This is a genomic window from Paenibacillus sp. CFBP13512 (genome assembly GCF_005233705.1).
GTDB classification, from domain to species: Bacteria; Bacillota; Bacilli; order Paenibacillales; family Paenibacillaceae; genus Saccharibacillus; species Saccharibacillus nuruki.
This window is the reverse complement of the sequence record NZ_QGAD01000001.1, coordinates 357,660-374,317: the sequence shown is the minus strand read 5'-3', so window position 1 is coordinate 374,317 and position 16,658 is coordinate 357,660. Positions and strand designations below refer to the sequence as shown.

The 16,658-nt window shown below is 37.8% G+C and carries 13 protein-coding genes and 3 tRNA genes; 15 read left to right on the top strand and 1 reads right to left on the bottom strand.

The features are described 5' to 3' along the window. Positions 1-39: 39 nt before the first annotated feature. From pyrF to PaeCFBP13512_RS01685, 3 genes are all read left to right on the top strand, one after another. Entirely contained in the window at positions 40-789 is a 750-nt protein-coding gene (gene pyrF, locus PaeCFBP13512_RS01695) for an orotidine-5'-phosphate decarboxylase (RefSeq protein WP_275094474.1), read from the top strand. Then, positions 776-1,417, top strand: coding sequence for an orotate phosphoribosyltransferase (gene pyrE / locus PaeCFBP13512_RS01690; RefSeq protein ID WP_137220747.1), 642 nt, complete (start codon positions 776-778; stop codon positions 1,415-1,417). Before pyrF ends, pyrE begins: the two co-directional genes overlap by 14 nt. A 267-nt stretch (positions 1,418-1,684) precedes the next feature. Next, positions 1,685-1,758, top strand: a tRNA-Ile gene (locus PaeCFBP13512_RS01685). 183 nt (positions 1,759-1,941) lie between these two features. Here the strand turns inward: PaeCFBP13512_RS01685 and PaeCFBP13512_RS01680 are convergent. Further along, positions 1,942-2,142 carry a hypothetical protein gene (locus PaeCFBP13512_RS01680; RefSeq protein WP_137220746.1) on the bottom strand — a complete coding sequence of 67 codons (201 nt, stop codon included), beginning with the start codon at positions 2,140-2,142 and terminating at the stop codon, positions 1,942-1,944. Positions 2,143-2,433: 291 nt separating this feature from the next. Between PaeCFBP13512_RS01680 and PaeCFBP13512_RS01675 the strand changes: the two genes are divergently transcribed. The 12 genes from PaeCFBP13512_RS01675 to PaeCFBP13512_RS01620 all read left to right on the top strand — a co-directional run bounded on the left by PaeCFBP13512_RS01675 (position 2,434) and on the right by PaeCFBP13512_RS01620 (position 16,654). After that, positions 2,434-3,699, top strand: a complete 1,266-nt coding sequence (locus PaeCFBP13512_RS01675) for a GAF domain-containing sensor histidine kinase (RefSeq protein ID WP_161594185.1) — start codon at positions 2,434-2,436, stop codon at positions 3,697-3,699. Between the two features lie 152 nt (positions 3,700-3,851). Next, positions 3,852-3,937, top strand: a tRNA-Leu gene (locus PaeCFBP13512_RS01670). Between the two features lie 85 nt (positions 3,938-4,022). Continuing rightward, positions 4,023-4,108: transfer RNA gene (locus PaeCFBP13512_RS01665), tRNA-Leu, on the top strand. A gap of 687 nt (positions 4,109-4,795) precedes the next feature. Next, positions 4,796-6,190, top strand: coding sequence for a glycosyl hydrolase (locus PaeCFBP13512_RS01660; protein ID WP_206665590.1), 1,395 nt, complete (start codon positions 4,796-4,798; stop codon positions 6,188-6,190). 239 nt (positions 6,191-6,429) lie between these two features. Continuing rightward, positions 6,430-7,485, top strand: coding sequence for a LacI family DNA-binding transcriptional regulator (locus PaeCFBP13512_RS01655; RefSeq protein ID WP_069328972.1), 1,056 nt, complete (start codon positions 6,430-6,432; stop codon positions 7,483-7,485). Between the two features lie 210 nt (positions 7,486-7,695). Next, a complete protein-coding gene (locus tag PaeCFBP13512_RS01650; protein ID WP_137220744.1) occupies positions 7,696-8,946 on the top strand; it encodes an ABC transporter substrate-binding protein in 1,251 nt (416 codons plus the stop codon). A gap of 104 nt (positions 8,947-9,050) precedes the next feature. Next, on the top strand, positions 9,051-9,935 hold the full coding sequence (locus PaeCFBP13512_RS01645; RefSeq protein WP_137220743.1) for a carbohydrate ABC transporter permease: 885 nt from the start codon (positions 9,051-9,053) through the stop codon (positions 9,933-9,935). A gap of 6 nt (positions 9,936-9,941) precedes the next feature. After that, entirely contained in the window at positions 9,942-10,769 is an 828-nt protein-coding gene (locus PaeCFBP13512_RS01640) for a carbohydrate ABC transporter permease (RefSeq protein ID WP_137220742.1), read from the top strand. A 37-nt stretch (positions 10,770-10,806) separates the two neighbouring features. After that, positions 10,807-13,485, top strand: coding sequence for a glycoside hydrolase family 2 protein (locus PaeCFBP13512_RS01635; protein WP_161594184.1), 2,679 nt, complete (start codon positions 10,807-10,809; stop codon positions 13,483-13,485). 163 nt (positions 13,486-13,648) lie between these two features. Then, positions 13,649-14,617 (top strand): LacI family DNA-binding transcriptional regulator, encoded by a 969-nt coding sequence (locus tag PaeCFBP13512_RS01630; RefSeq protein WP_137220740.1) that lies wholly within the window; start codon positions 13,649-13,651, stop codon positions 14,615-14,617. Positions 14,618-14,790: 173 nt separating this feature from the next. Then, positions 14,791-15,744, top strand: a complete 954-nt coding sequence (locus PaeCFBP13512_RS01625) for an ABC transporter permease (protein WP_193555929.1) — start codon at positions 14,791-14,793, stop codon at positions 15,742-15,744. 13 nt (positions 15,745-15,757) lie between these two features. After that, complete coding sequence (locus PaeCFBP13512_RS01620; protein ID WP_137220738.1) at positions 15,758-16,654, top strand: carbohydrate ABC transporter permease; 897 nt, start codon at positions 15,758-15,760, stop codon at positions 16,652-16,654. The last annotated feature ends 4 nt before the right edge of the window (positions 16,655-16,658 follow it).

Here is a 16,658-nt window from a genome sequence, read left to right as displayed (position 1 = left end):
ATGAAATAAAGAATTCGATCATCAAGGAGGTATAGCCAGTTGACACATTCCATATCTCAAGCAATTGCGAAGCGCTTGATTGTAGCGCTCGATTATCCTAATGTAGAAGAAGCACGAGTATTGATCGAACATCTTCAAGGCATTCCATGTACGATCAAAGTAGGGATGCAATTATTTTATAGTGCAGGTCCTGATTTTGTACGTGAACTCAAAACAAAAGGATATTCTGTATTTCTGGATTTGAAAATGCATGATATTCCGAATACTGTTAAAGGTGGAGCAAACAGCATCACCAGACTGGGTGTAGATATATTTAATGTGCATGCAGCAGGTGGTGTACAGATGATGAAAGCAGCAGTAGAAGGCATGGAATCTGCGTTAGCTACAGATTCTAACTTAGTACGCCCTTTACTGATCGCTGTGACCCAGTTAACCAGTACATCCCAGCAAGTGATGAATCAAGAAATAGGTATTCAAGGAACGGTAGAAGAAGCTGTAGTTCATTATGCACGCTTAGCACAGCAAAGTGGATTAGGCGGGGTAGTATGCTCTCCATTAGAAGTGTCTATGATTCAACAAGCATGTGGGACATCATTTGCTACAGTCACGCCAGGTGTGCGTCCAGCAGGCAGTGATCTAGGTGATCAGAAGCGTATATTGACGCCAGGAGAAGCGATAGCAGGCGGTAGTCATTACTTGGTAGTCGGTCGTCCGATTACAGGAGCAAATGATCCTAGAGAAGCTACACAACAGATTATAGAGGAGATGAGTGTACATGTTAACCATTGAAGAGATTCCAGCACACATTGCATCTGCATTATTACAGATTGAAGCGGTCGCTTTAAGTCCACAGGAGCCTTTTACATGGACATCAGGCATCCAATCACCTATCTATTGTGATAATCGTCTGACGATGTCATATCCATACATACGCGATCAGATTGCAGATGCGTTTGCTATGATCATTCGTGAACAATATCCAGATACTGAAGTGATTGCAGGAACAGCTACAGCAGGTATTCCTCATGCAGCATGGGTAGCACAGAAGTTAGATTTGCCGATGGCTTATATTCGGGACAAAGCCAAAGGACATGGCAAACACAATCAGATCGAAGGATTAATTCAATCAGGTCAGAAAGTGATTGTTATCGAAGATTTGATTTCAACAGGAGGTAGTTCAATTAAAGCTGCTGAAGCAGTACGCGAAGCAGGGGCAGATCCATTAGCAGTACTGGCTATCTTTAGTTACCAGTTGGATAAAGCTACACATGCTTTTGCAGAAGCGAATCTTCCATTACAAACGCTTTCCAACTATACAGCCTTGATCGACAAAGCAGTAGAATTAGGCAAAATTCCAGCAGAAGATTTGGAATTGCTACGTTCATGGCGTGAAGATCCATCTGCTTTTGGCAAATAAGTTAGTCTTAATCGATAGGTAACTTAATGCTAAATATAATTCATTAATGAATTGGTGAGTATCAGGGTATACATCATGATGTATGCCCTGATCTTTAATACACATGCTACATATTTTGTAAAATAAGAACGTGATAATGATAAGGTATATGACATGGATGTATACAGTATCCAGAAAATTCACTTGACGTGAAATGGTGAAATACGGTATATTAATTGAGTCGCTGTTTATATTACTTTCCAATAGAAATCGTTCTTTTGGAGATGCGGGCCTATAGCTCAGTTGGTTAGAGCTACCGGCTCATAACCGGTTGGTCGGGGGTTCGAGTCCCTCTGGGCCCATTAGAAAAAGACCCTTACAGATGTAAGGGTCTTTTTGTATAAGTAGCTATATTTACCGTTTTCTACGTCGCATAAACAGCATCACTAAAAGTACAACAATAACAACAATTAGAATAAATTTCATAGCGTATAACCTCCAAGCTGTATCCCTGACCAAGTAGTTCAAAAGAATCAGAATTATTTTTATTTATGATCAGAATGATCAGTAGAAGAATCTTTTTTGGAATCTTTACTGAAATCTTCTTTCACTTTATCTACAGATTCACTCACTGCTTCCTCAAGCAAATTTTCTGCAGAATGATTTTTATTAGAATCTGGATCTGGTATAGGATCTACACCTGCGCCGCGTTCCTCATGGTTTTTATACTCATCTGGTTTACTCATTAGAAGTCACCCTTTCGTCTATCTTGCTATTTTCGACATAACAGATATGCAATATATTTTCACATCAATATAAAGGCTATGTTATCGAAATAAACCATTGTAGAGCAAGATGAATCACATCTTTAGATTCTCTCTATCTTTATATGTTTATTAAAACATATGTCTTATGCTAAAAAAGTACAAAAATTCACAATACTTTATTTAAAATTTAATATATAATAAACTTAAGTATAAATTGGGTATATAGAACTATACTTGCAATTTTCTTAATGAAAGATGGTGAATTTCACAATGAATACCTCTTCAATCAATACCATTTTATATCAAAATGTGGGCGATGCAGCAGACCACATTATTAAAATAATCGGTGGACTTATCCATATCAATACTATTTTTATTGCCAGTAATGATGGCTTAAACAATGTCATTATGAGAGCTTATAATCGTGATGAACAATTAGTAGAACAGGGTAGTGTACTTCCTTTAGAATTAAGTTATTGCAGTCTTGTGATCAATAATGAGAATAAGACAATGCCTTTAATTATCGAAAATACCAATGAAGACGAATTGACACGCAATATGGAAGTAACAAGTTCTATTGGTGGAGGTTCTTTTATAGGATTACCGGTACGTTTGCGAGATGGTAGTATTTATGGAACGATCTGTGCGCTAGACCGTGATACGTATAAATTTAGTGAAGCAGATATCCAAACGTTAGAAACGATGACTATTTTCTTGGCATACGTCGTAGAGTTGGAACGAACAGTTACAGATCTAAAGCACAAAGAAATAGAACTTGAGCAAGCACGCCTCAAAGCGGAAAAGTCTGCACAAGTTAATCGTAATCTTCTAGCGATCATGGGGCATGAAATTCGTACACCAATGACAAATATTGTAGGCGTAGCGGATCTGATGATGGACTCGGAAATCGATCCACAACAACAGGTATATATGGATATTATTGAATCCAGTAATCAATCGATGCTGACATTAGTAGAAGACATTTTAAGCTTTAGTCATATGGAAGAAGGAGCAACAGAGATTGATCAAGAACCTTTTGATCTGATGCATACCATTCATGAAGTGGTTACGTCACTAGAGACCCCTTTAGAAAAGAATCCTATTATTGTAAAAGTCGATACGGCTGAGAATATATTGCCGTTAATCTATGGCGATGCTTTACGATTAAGACAAACTTTGATTAATACACTTAATGCTTTACGTTACAACTCTGTAGGACAATTAACATTATCTATCTCTACTGTGATTCATGATTTAGATAACAGTGTATTTTTGGATGTTTCTATTCATAATTCGCGCATGATTATGGATAACAAAACATTAGAGCAATTATTTGATTCGCTGAATGAAGTTAACGATATGTCATGGTATCAGCAGTACGGTAGTATAGGGCTTAACCTTGCAATAAGTAGAAAATTGATCCATTTACTCAAAGGTGAATTTGAAATCAATAGTGGAGAGCAAGGCACTTCGATCCGCTTTAACTTACGATTATCTCAATTTATTTCTTTGGAAAATATAGATATTGTCTCTTGAAAATCGACGATTTGATCAGCTGAAAATAAAATCCAATCTAAAGTGTTGACAGTTATATATTTAGCATGGTATGATCTTAAATGTTGGCGAAACAATCACTGCTAGTGATTGAGGCAATGAGTATGAAGGTGAATTTATTCATCTCATCATTTGCCGGGGTGGCGGAACTGGCAGACGCACAGGACTTAAAATCCTGCGGTAGGTGACTACCGTACCGGTTCGATTCCGGTCCTCGGCATACTTATATTTTTGATATAAGTAAAAGCCATACACGTAGTACATAAAGAAGAGCAGCACATGTATAACCCGTCAAGGGTTAATGTGCCGGGGTGGCGGAACTGGCAGACGCACAGGACTTAAAATCCTGCGGTAGGTGACTACCGTACCGGTTCGATTCCGGTTCTCGGCATTATGAGATGTACAGATAAAAGAGCGCTTCACCGTTATATAACGGTAGAAGTGCTCTTTTTGTTTTATAGACATAATCAGGTTCAATCCAGTCATACCGCAGTCTTCGTTAGAGCTTCTAGAATCGGTTTTTAGTTATGTTTGTACACGTTTTGTATAAGTAATCGTATTTATAATTGAATCGTCTATAAAAGCATTCCTAGCGCTTCTTGAGCTGTTTAAAAAAGATGGTGAAGATTAAAAATGAGAAGTATATAAAAATAGAAATACAGAAATACAGAAATACAGAAATACAGAAATACAGAAAGATTGAACCTTCTACCTCAAGTTACTTTTATCAAAGTGATCAATGCCTTGTTGTTGCTTATACAGCATTTAAAATAGCTGAATATATGTGCGAAGAAGACTATCCATGATCAAGGATAGTCTGTTTTGTTTATAATTCTTTTTTTTAATTTGTGAAAAGCTATATATTTTTATTTTCAAATTATGTAATATATGTATACTAAACAAAATTTAAAATTTAAATAAAAGTATAATTATATTATTTGAAATATTGAAGGAGGTGATAGACTACTCTATAAAATGCTTTTTAGCACCGTACACAATTGTAAATGTATGCTATACAAGATGAATTACAGGGTAGGAGTAGATAGAAAACACTGAACTTGATAGAGGAGGCAATATGATGGTGAAAAAGAGTCGTACTTTGTTAATCGTTCTAGTGATGTTCAGTTTGGTGTTTGGAAGTGTATCGTTTTCTTCGTCATCTAAGGTGGAAGCGGCAGGTGTGAATCTGGCACGAGGAAAACAAGTGACGGTTTCTTCGACTGAAGCCAGTGGCAATATAGCCTCTAATGCTGTAGATGGTAATACTTCTACACGCTGGGCATCTACCAACGCAGACCAACAATATTATATTGTTGATCTGGGATCGGCTCAATCGGTATCAAGTGTTATTTTACGGTGGGAAGCTGCGTATGCGAAGCAATTCCAAATTCAGACATCTACCGATAATATAAACTGGAATACGGTCTATTCGAATTATAGTAACACTGGTGGAACCAACACGATTACTTTTCCATCGACTACAGCTAGATATGTGAAAATGTATGCTTTTCAACGAGCTACAACGTATGGATACTCTTTATATGAATTTGAAATATACGGTAGTGGTACACAAGCTTCTACCGGAGTCCTTGATTATATTAAAAGTATCAGTGGCAAGCAGACAGTGATCGGCATGCACAATCGTGAACCGAATGCTACGCCTGCTGTACAAACTGAGAAAATAAAAAGCATTACAGGTAAATATCCAGGGCTGTGGAGTGGTGATTTATTATTTTCAGCAAATGATGTCAATAACCGTTGGAATATGATCTATGAAGCCAAAAAGCAATGGGATAACGGAGCAATCGTTCAGGTGATGATGCATGTTACACCTCCTACACAAGCAGATGCAGGCAATTGGGAAGGTGGCGTAGTCAGTCATCTTAGTGATACACAGTGGAAAGACTTAACGACTAATGGAGGTACGTTAAACAAAGCGTGGAAAGCTCGCTTAGATAACTATGCTCAATACCTTCAATATTTAGAAGATAATAACGTGACTGTCTTATTCCGTCCATTTCACGAAATGAATCAAGGAGTATTCTGGTGGGCAGGTCGTCCGGGAAGTACAGGTACAGCTGAATTGTATCGCTTAACACATGATTATCTAGTTAAAACTAAAGGATTGACTAATCTGGTCTGGGTATGGGATATGCAAGATTTGGATCTGAATTGGAATGTATATAACCCGGGTAGTGCTTATTGGGATATCTTTGCGTTAGATGTATACAATCCAGATGGATTTACAACGCAGAAATACAATACCGCTTTGAGTGTAGCCAATGGCAAACCTATTGCTATTGGTGAATGTGATGTATTACCGACTCCGAGCCAGTTAGCGGCTCAGCCTAAGTGGGCATTTGCGATGAGCTGGGCAGAACTCACCTTTGAAAAAAATACAAATGCACAAATTCAAACCGTCTATAATGCTTCTAATGTGATCACACGTGATGAATTACCGAAGTTAAAGTAACATAAGGTACTAGGCTTGCTAAGTAAGATTCAGGATTATGATCCGGTAAGGCGTAACTAACACACTCAAGAAGAAAAATCCAAACTGTAGACTAAGAGAGATTTCTTAGCTATTGTTTGGATTTTTTGTTCTTACATCGTATAGGAATAGAGTTGAAATTTGTTGAATAAAGCTTTATTGTTAAAGCAAGTGAATCCATAACACAGATAAACGATACATAAAGGGGGATTATAAGCTCCATGAAAAAAATTACACTGCAAGTGATTGCAGATGAATTAAAAGTATCTAAAGCGCTTGTCTCCAAAGCGTTATCTAATGATCCGGCTGTTAATGAAGGCACACGGGAAAAGATATGGCAGACCGCAGAAGAAATGGGTTATCGGATCAAGCCTGTTCGCAAAAAAGTTGGAGATGCTCAAACAGGTAATATTGTAGTGTTAATGCCTAGAGCGTATCTTGATGATATTGAATACTGGGGTAAAGTGATGCAAGGCGTCGAAGCTGAGTTGACCAATCATCAGTTTAGTATGATTTTATCGACGATAGATATTAGTTTGTTTCCCAAAGAAGGATTGCCGTCAAGCATCTATGATCGCAAAGCGGATGGTGCTATCGTAATGGGGCATTTACCGGATAATTATATTGAAATGTTACGTTCGATCCATTTTCCTTTTGTGATGTTAGATGCGAATTTGTTAGATCCTTCGATTGATCATATTCTGGCGAATAATTTTTTGGGTGCCTATCAAGCGACCAATCATTTATTTGCACAAGGTCATCGTAACATAGGGTTTGTTGGTGATCCTGATGCTTCATGGAGCTTTCGTGAACGTAGCCGGGGATTTCGTGAAGCCATTCGTGATTTTAACGAAAAGAATACTGACGATATACAAGCAACGTTTATTGCTGGGATCGGTGTAAGTGGTACAGGGATGTATATCACTGGTGAATTCTCAGAACATTTGAAAACGCACACAACATCTGATCAGGCATTAACAGCACTATTTTGTGGAAATGATGTGGTAGCGTTAGAGACACTTAGTTTGTTATCAAAATGGGATATTCGTTGCCCGGAAGATGTATCTATTATCGGGTTTGATGATTTGACATTAACCGAGCTGATGAATCCTAAGCTAACTACAATTCGTGTACCTAAAAATGATATTGGAATGCGAGCGGTACAAATGTTGATGCGACGTATTGAGAATCCTGATGTGACTCCTGAACATATACTAATGTCTACTCAATTGATTGAACGAGCATCAATTACAGCACCAAAGCAATCAAAAGAATAATTGGATATCATTATCACCCATTGAATAGCTACCTGTTAAAGACACCTATCCAGCACATGATGTGTAGAAGGTGTCTTTTTGCTATGTTTACAATTGAATTATTTCAACAATTTTTATAAATTTGAATTAAATATAATTATTTTGTTGAAATAAAAATTTAAATATGTTAATGTTTGGATGTAAGCGATATCAATATTAGGGGGATTCAAAGTGAAAAAAGTATACTTACCTGTTGTACTCCTTGTCATATTATCTGTATTCATCACCGCTTGTGGTAAAACAGAAAGTCAATCCGCCGACAAAAATGAGATTAGTGGCACGATCACTTTTTTAACGAATCGTACAGATATGATCGGTGAGAAATACGATGATTATGCTAAACGCTTTAATGAAAAGTATCCAGATGCTCATGTCGAATTTGAAGCGGTTACCGATTTGGATAAAACGACTAAGATTCGTGTAGGTTCAGGTGAATTTCCAGATGTAGTGTTAATTCCGACCATCCCTAATTCTGATCTTCCTAAATATTTCGCACCGTTAGATGATCTAGGATTGAATGATCGTATCTATTTTAAAGATTACAAGTCATTTGAAAACAAAGTCTATGGCATTTCAGTTGGTGCTACGACAACAGGTATTTTGTACAACAAAAATGCTTTTGCCGATGCAGGGATTACTACAGTGCCACAAACGTTAGATGAATTTTATGCAGCAGCAGATAAGCTGAAAGCAGCTGGTAAAGTAGCACTTGCTTCTAATTTTAAAGATCAATGGACATTATATCCGTGGTCTTCAGAGATTCCGACTGCTATCGCAGGAGATGCTAACCTCAATAACAATCGTCTTCAAAGTGATGCACCTTATCAATTGGATAATCCTTATGGTCAATCGATGGGCATTATTCGCAATATGTATGAGAAAGGCTATCTTGAACCGGATATTAATTCGACCAATTGGGAGCAATCCAAAAAAGATATTGCCAGTGGTAAATTTGCGATGTATGTAATCGGCAACTGGGCGATTCCGCAAGTCATTGAAAGTGGAACCGATTCAGCTAACATCGGATACTTCCCATTCCCTTATGATAATTCTGGTAAACACAATGTGACATTAGCACCAGACTGGGCTTATGGAGTAAACAAAAACAGTGAGCATCCGGCAACAGCTAAAGCTTTTGTAAAATGGATGTTGGAAGATTCAGGATTTGATGATTTTGCAGGATTTATTCCAGTTCTCAAAGATAAAAAGCCGGCGGTTACTCAATTAACAGAATTTAATAGCTTCAAACCGAAGTATCTTGAAGCTGTATCTGATGATCCTAAAGTGACAGCAATTGTGAATAAAGCGCAGATCACCAAAGAAGCTTTTGTACAAGAATTTGTGCTAGCTTCAGACCCACAAACGATTATTGATAAATACAACGCAGCCTGGGCAAATGCCAAAAAATCACTAGGTAACTAAATCCAAATTAAAAGTTGAACTAAATAGAAGCAAAGTAGCATCGATCTGTAAACGAGTCTACTTTGCTCTATGAAGCTGTTATAGAAAGGGAATGAAGTGGAACGATGAGTCATATTTCATATCCGTTACAACGCAAATTCATTTTAATATCGTTTTTGTTGATCCCTTTGGCATTGTTAGCGCTATTTACGTATTATCCAGCGATGCGATTAGTGTACTTGAGCTTTACCAGTTGGGATGGTATTAGTCCGGTTAAAGAGTGGCTTGGGCTAGGGAACTATATTGAGATTTTTACCAATCCAGATTTGTTTGGTGTTTTTCTACATCAGATTCCATATGTACTGATTGGTATTATTCAAAATATCGTAGCGATTGTATTTGCTGTTATTTTGAATTCCAAATTGCGGGGACGTAATTTTTTTAGAGTGATGTTGTTTCTTCCTTTTATTATGAATGCCGTTGCAGTTGCATTTATGTTCCAGTATGTCTTCGATACCACTAATGGATCGTTGAATGGATTGCTAGGGCTTGTTGGATTAAAGTCATGGCAACAAAGTTGGCTCGGTAATGCTTCGCTAGTTAACTATGCACTGGCTTCGATCGGCTTCTGGCGCTTTATGGGCTACAATATGGTCATTTATCTAGGAGCTTTACAATCGATTCCGGGTGATATGTATGAAGCCGCTAAAATTGATGGAGCCAGTCGTTTTCAGATGTTATGGTCACTAACTATTCCTAATCTAACCCCTATCATCTCGTTAAATATGTTCCTAACGCTTAGTGGTGCGTTGGCTGTGTTCGATTTACCGTTTGTTTTAACCAAAGGCGGCCCTGCTGGAGCGAGTGAAACGTTCTTATTCAAAACGATCGAGACTGCTTTCCAATTTAACAATTATGGGTTAGCTTCAGCGATGAGTGTGGTATTACTTCTATTTACAGCGATTATTTTGTTAGTTCAAAATCTAGTCATTAATCGGAAAGGGGACTGATCATTAATGAGTCGAAAATTTGATCTTGTGCATATGCTCAAATATGTCATTTTGATTGTGGGTACATGTACCGTACTGTTTCCACTGTATGTTGTATTTGTAAATGCATTTAAAAATGAAGATGAAGGCAGTAACCCTTTTTCGTTACCTGCTAGTTTTTTGAACTTTGACAATTTTGCAAATGTAATCGATCGTGCAGATATTATGCATGCTTTCTTCAATACATTTTTGATTATTATGGTCGCGTTAATCGGCAATATTATACTCGGTACGATGGTGGCTTATGCTGTAGGACGAATCGAATTTAGAGGGAAGAAACTCGTAATTGGGGCGTTTTTGATTGCTACGATTATCCCGACGATTACGACTCAGGTGGTTACCTTTTCTATTATTCAAGCGATGGGGATCTATAATACGCTGTATGCACCTATTTTGCTTTTTGTAGGAGCCGATGTGATCCAGATCTATATCTATTTGCAATTTATCAAAAATATTCCGTATGAATTAGATGAAAGTGCCATGATGGATGGAGCCAGTCTATTGCGGATTTATCGCAGTATTATTTTACCGTTACTAGGGCCTGCAACAGCTACGTTAATTATTTTAAAAACAATCAATATTTACAATGAATTGTATATTCCATTTCTGTATATGCCCAAGCAAGACTTAGTGGTGGTCTCTACAGCTATTATGCGGTTTGCAGGAAACAATCAAGCTCAATGGACCAATATCTGCGCGGCGATTCTGATTATTATGATTCCAACGGTTTTATTATATTTATTTCTGCAAAAATATATCTTTTCAGGTGTGACCAGTGGTGCAGTAAAAGGATAATCATACGGTAAGAGAGGACATGATTCTATTGGCAAGTATGTATACATCAGCTCAAGAATATTCATTACGTCAGTTGACATGGGAACTGAAAGGATTCTGGCCCTGGGTTCCGATCAAAGGAACAAGTATGGAGATTGGGAATGAATTAATGGGTGTGACTGAATGGATGCCAGCAACTGTACCTGGTGGTGTTCATTATGATCTTTATCGTGCAGGTTGGATAGAGAATCCATATCGTGATATGAACAGTCTTCAATGTGAATGGGTGGAGAATCGCTGGTGGGTGTATCGGACATGTTTTGACTGGACAGATGTATGGGGTGTAAACCCAGAATCTATTGGAACTGAACTGATCTGCAAAGGGCTTGATTACGAAGCCCTTATTTATTGGAATGGGCAATTTCTAGGAGAACATATCGGGATGTATGAACCGGCTGTATTGGATATCACCGCCTGTCTGAAGCAAAGTCAGACTGTTGAATTACTAATTGTACTCAAACATCCTCCTGATGAAATGGGGCAAATCGGCAAAACTTCTACAACCTTTACTCAGAAAAGTCGATTCAATTACAAATGGGACTTTTCAACCCGTCTGATCAATATTGGGATCTGGGATGATCTTGTGCTTAAGTCCTATCAAAATTGTTCATTACAGGATATTCAAGTACAGACAGATCTAAACGAGCAACATCAAGGGCTTATTCAGATTGCTGGAGAGATCAAGCAACATGGGGAGAGTAAAAAGTCTACGCTAGTGCAAGTGTCTATTTTGGATTCAGCAGGAAATTCGGTTGTTCAATTACAACAGTCACTTACAGAGCATGAGTCTGCATTTAACATTCAAAGTGTTATTGATTCTCCGCAGTTATGGTATCCCAATGGATATGGAGATCAGCCTTTGTATACTGTAGAGGTTATATTGCTTCAGCAGGATATGAAATGTGATCTGTATACATGTCGTACAGGGATTCGGCGCTTGGAATATGTAGCGAATGAAGAAAGCCCAGCCGATGCTTTACCTTACACTGTCAAAATTAACGGGCGTAAAATCTATATTCGCGGGGCAAATATCACTCCACTGGATCATCTGTACGGCAATATTACGGATGGTCGTTATGAATGGCTTATTCACTTTGCTAAAGAAGCGAATATGAATATGCTTCGCATCTGGGGTGGCGGTATTATAGAAAAAAGTATTTTATATGAGCTATGTGATATGCACGGTATTATGATCTGGCAAGAATTTATCCAGTCTAGTTCTGGAATAGATAATAGGCCTTCTCAACAGCCAGAGTTCTTGACTTTATTACAAACCAATGCGATCTCTGCACTAAAGCGTCGTCGCAATCATACCAGCCTTACGATCTGGAGTGGTGGTAATGAATTAATGAGTGCACCTAATATTCCTTCGACATATGATGATCTTAATCTAGCGATGCTCAAGCAACTTGTTCAGCAATATGATGCACAGCGGTTGTTTTTACCAACATCTGCTTCAGGACCTGTGCAATATATTACCCATGAAAAAGGTGTCAGCCATGATGTACACGGTCACTGGAAATATGAAGGTAATCCGCAACATTATGTATTGTATGGAGAAGCAGATCATTTATTTCATAGTGAGTTTGGCGTAGACGGGATGAGTCCTGTTCGCAGTCTACATAAATTTCTAAGTGAGTCTTATCGGCAACCGACTTCGATGGAAAAGAGTCTGGTCTGGCGGCATCATGGAGAATGGTGGGATACGTATAGTCGGGATCTTGACTTATTTGGCTCTTTAGAGACATTAGAAACGTTTGTTGATTGTAGCCAATGGATTCAAGCTGAAGGGTTACGCTTTATTTTGGATTCCAATCGAAGCCGGCAGTTTAACAATAGTGGTAGTCTGGTCTGGCAATTGAATGAACCGTGGCCTAATGTGAGCTGTACAAATCTAGTAGATTATTATTATGAAACGAAGATGGCTTATTATTGGGTGAAAGAAGCGTTTGCTCCTTTTCGAGCAAGTATCGATTATCGTAGTCTACATTATCAAGCAGGACAGATTGTCGCATTTCCTATGCGTATTGTTAGTCATGATCACGACCAACCGTTTAAAGTGAATATCCAATTGCTGAACAGCAAAGGTCAGATATTGCAAGAACGTCATATTGTCGGAACAACTAATTCCAATCATGCGGTAACGCCTGCTTTGTTCCGCTGTACGATTCCACAGACTGAAGATCAGTTATTCTATATTCGCTTGCAGTCTACATGTGGAGAGAAATCGATTGCAGATAATATGTATACTTTTTCAACGAAGCAGCAGTCTATCTATGCACCTGCGCTTCAAAAAGGCAATTCTTATTTACAGGTAGAAGCCGATCAAGAGTGGAGTACTTCTGTATCTGATAGTATCGCTTATACATTATGGACAAGAGATTATAAAGTAATCAATCAAGGGGAAAGTGTAGCTTTGCATATCTATCCTTATGAATCCAGTGACCGTTATTGGATCACAGCAAGTGAAGCTTATTTTACTCTTTTCCCGGGTGAATCCAAACGCATTACCGTGACTTGCTGTCGTCAAGAAGCTGAATTATTTTCAACAGAGCCATTATCGGTAGAGAATACGGATCACTCTCTAATAGATGGAGAGAGATTCCCTGAGATCGTATTTAGCGCATTTCAACAACATGCTGGTATTAACGAACGACAAACTGAATTAAATAGCTAGCTAGATAACCGTTATATTTGTAGTAGAAGAGGGCTGACTCGAGAAGGAAGAGTAAGTCCTTTTTGTTCGATTTTTATTTAAAATGAAACGTTTCCAAAAAAGTATTGAAACGTTTCCAATTTGGTGCTATTATAAATTCCATAAGAAAGGTCGGAGGTGTTAAATGACCAGCATTAAAGATGTAGCTATGCTAGCTGGCGTTGCTGTAGGAACCGTTTCTAGAGTTATTAACAACTCTGGAGCTGTCAAACCAATCACACGTCGAAAAGTAGAAGAAGCTATCCAAGAGCTTAATTATTTCCCGAATGAAGTCGCTCGTAATTTCAAAATGCAAAAATCTAAAATGGTAGCCTTATTGCTTCCGAGTATTTGGAATCCTTTCTTTTCTGAATTAGCTTATTATATTGAAGATGAATTGGATCAAGAAGGATTTAAGTTAATGTTATGCAATAGTGGAGGGAAACCTGAAAAAGAACTGTACTATCTGGATATGCTACGACAAAACAAAGTCGCTGGTATTGTAGGCATAACGTATAACGATATCGAAAGTAGTGTCAGTAATGATATTCCGATTGTAAGTATTGATCGACACTTTAATAAGAAGATCACCTGTGTCACTTCAGACAATTATGAAGGAGGGCGCTTAGCTCTAAGAGAACTGGTTAAAGCCGGATCTCAAAAGCCAGCTTTTATGGGGAGTATCACTTCTGTATTTAGCGAAACGATGAATCGAAGAAAAGGATTTATTGATGAAGCAGAAGCACTAGGAATCGATTATGTTATTTACGAAAAGGCAGATCCGATCGTAGATGATCAAGCGTATTTTGATGAGTTTTTTGGTACATATCCTGATATTGATGGTGTATTTGCAATTACAGATATGTTGGCAGCGAATTATATCGACAGAGCAACTAAACAGGGGATCTCAGTTCCAGAAGATGTAAAAGTGATTGGATACGATGGGATTCAAGATAGTCCTTATTTTCATCCTATATTATCCACAATCAGACAACCAGTAGAAGAAATGGCGCGCACGAGTATTAGACTCCTGTATAGCAAAATGGAAGGTGTCTCTTTGGAGCAGCAAGTATACCGTATTCCAGTAATGTTCAAACAAGGTGAAACGACATGATCTTTGTTTAGATCAAAAAAACTTCAGTACATACTGCGTAATAAGGAGTACTTGCTGTTTTTTATTTAAAATTGGAAACGTTTCAAAAATAATCAATCCCATAAAATGAAACGTGAATATTTTATTTAGACCAAGTTGGAAACGTTTCAAAAAGGATAGAAATGAAAGGGAGAATGAGAGTGGATTCGATAACCAGTCAGGTCAAACAACCGACCAAAACCAAACAAAAAAGATGGAGTCGCTTCAAACGAGACTATGAATTGTATTTATTTTTACTACCGATCATTATTATTTATCTTCTATTTAAGTACTATCCTATGTATGGCGTACAGATTGCTTTTAAAGATTTCTCACCAAGTCGAGGAATATGGGGAAGTGAATGGGTAGGATTTCAACACTTTATCGATTTTTTTAATTCCTATAATTTCTGGACAGTTATTATGAATACGCTCTCACTTAGCTTTTTGTCTTTATTATTTGGATTCCCTGCTCCGATTATTATTGCCATTATGCTCAATCAAATGCTAGGGAAAACATACAAAAAATTTGTACAGACTGTGATTTATGCACCACATTTTATATCTACAGTAGTACTGATCGGTATGCTGAACGTTTTTCTATCTCCGAATAGTGGAATGATCAATCATATCATTACGATGTTTGGCGGAGAACCGATTCTCTTTATGGCGGATGAAGGATGGTTCCGACCACTGTATATCTTATCAGGGATCTGGCAAGAAACAGGGTTTGCCACGATCATTTATCTGGCTGCACTGGCGGGAGTTAACCCTGAACTTCATGAAGCGGCAACAATGGATGGTGCAAGCAAATGGAAACGTGTATTGTACGTCGATATTCCAAGTATTTTGCCAACGATTGTGATCTTACTGATTCTCGCTCTCGGTAATATCATGAGCATAGGTTTTGAAAAAGCATTCTTAATGCAAAGTGATCTGAATTATGCGACCTCTAATATTATTCCAACTTATGTGTATGAGATGGGAATTCAGAAAGCACAATATAGCTTTTCGACAGCAGTAGGTTTGTTCAACTCACTGATCAATATTGTTCTGATTGTTACAGTCAACCGAATTGCCAAAAAAATGACAGAAACCAGTCTCTGGTAGGGAGGAGTTTACTTTGAATTCATTGCTGAAGCGTAAAAGTCGAGGAGATATGTGGTTTGACATTATTAATTATGCTCTATTGACCTTTATTATGTTGCTTGTATTATATCCATTGTATTTTGTATTGGTTGCCTCATTCAGTGATCCTAATTATATCTATTCGGGTGAGATTTGGTTATTTCCTAAAGGGTTTACTTTAGACGGGTATGAACGGATTTTTAATGATTCTTCGATATGGATTGGATATGCGAATTCGATTTTGTATGCCACACTCGGAACACTGATCGGAGTTGCAGTTACGGTATTTGCAGCTTATCCTTTAGCTCGTAAAAATCTAGCTGGAAAGTCTTTTATTATGTGGTTTTTGCTAATCACTATGTTTTTTAGTGGAGGGTTGATTCCTACCTATTTGCTAATAAAGGATCTGCATTTATTAAATACCATTTGGGCGCTTATTCTTCCTGGAGCAGGTGGCGTATTTAACGTTATTATCGTCAGAACGTTTTTTCAATCATCGATTCCAGATGAAATGTGGGAAGCCGCTTCTATCGATGGTTGTTCCAATACTCGATTTTTCTGGAGTATCGTTCTACCTTTATCCAAATCTATTTTAGCGGTTATGGTGCTTTATCATGTAGTCGGCTTTTGGAATGGATTCTTCGATGCTTTGATTTATTTGAGTGACGATAAGAAGTATCCACTACAATTAGTCCTTCGCAATATTCTAATTCAGAATCAGGTTAACTCGGGCATGATGATTGATGTCGAATCGTATGCAGCGAAAATGCGTGTGACTGAATTGATTAAATACGGCGTGATTATGGTATCCAGTCTACCTTTACTGATGTTGTATCCATTTTTGCAGAAGTACTTTGTTAAAGGAGTCATGATCGGATCGATCAAAGGATAAGTGA

What these genes read in the sequence shown, in the direction of transcription:
- PaeCFBP13512_RS01640 (WP_137220742.1), top strand. Translation starts at nt 9,942, where the DNA reads ATGAGTCGAAAATTTGATCTTGTGCATATGCTCAAATATGTCATTTTG.
- PaeCFBP13512_RS01645 (WP_137220743.1), top strand. Translation starts at nt 9,051, where the DNA reads ATGAGTCATATTTCATATCCGTTACAACGCAAATTCATTTTAATATCG.
- pyrE (WP_137220747.1), top strand. Translation starts at nt 776, where the DNA reads ATGTTAACCATTGAAGAGATTCCAGCACACATTGCATCTGCATTATTA.
- PaeCFBP13512_RS01635 (WP_161594184.1), top strand. Translation starts at nt 10,807, where the DNA reads ATGTATACATCAGCTCAAGAATATTCATTACGTCAGTTGACATGGGAA.
- PaeCFBP13512_RS01630 (WP_137220740.1), top strand. Translation starts at nt 13,649, where the DNA reads ATGACCAGCATTAAAGATGTAGCTATGCTAGCTGGCGTTGCTGTAGGA.
- PaeCFBP13512_RS01660 (WP_206665590.1), top strand. Translation starts at nt 4,796, where the DNA reads ATGGTGAAAAAGAGTCGTACTTTGTTAATCGTTCTAGTGATGTTCAGT.
- PaeCFBP13512_RS01655 (WP_069328972.1), top strand. Translation starts at nt 6,430, where the DNA reads ATGAAAAAAATTACACTGCAAGTGATTGCAGATGAATTAAAAGTATCT.
- PaeCFBP13512_RS01625 (WP_193555929.1), top strand. Translation starts at nt 14,791, where the DNA reads ATGAGAGTGGATTCGATAACCAGTCAGGTCAAACAACCGACCAAAACC.
- PaeCFBP13512_RS01680 (WP_137220746.1), bottom strand. Translation starts at nt 2,142, where the DNA reads ATGAGTAAACCAGATGAGTATAAAAACCATGAGGAACGCGGCGCAGGT.
- PaeCFBP13512_RS01675 (WP_161594185.1), top strand. Translation starts at nt 2,434, where the DNA reads ATGAATACCTCTTCAATCAATACCATTTTATATCAAAATGTGGGCGAT.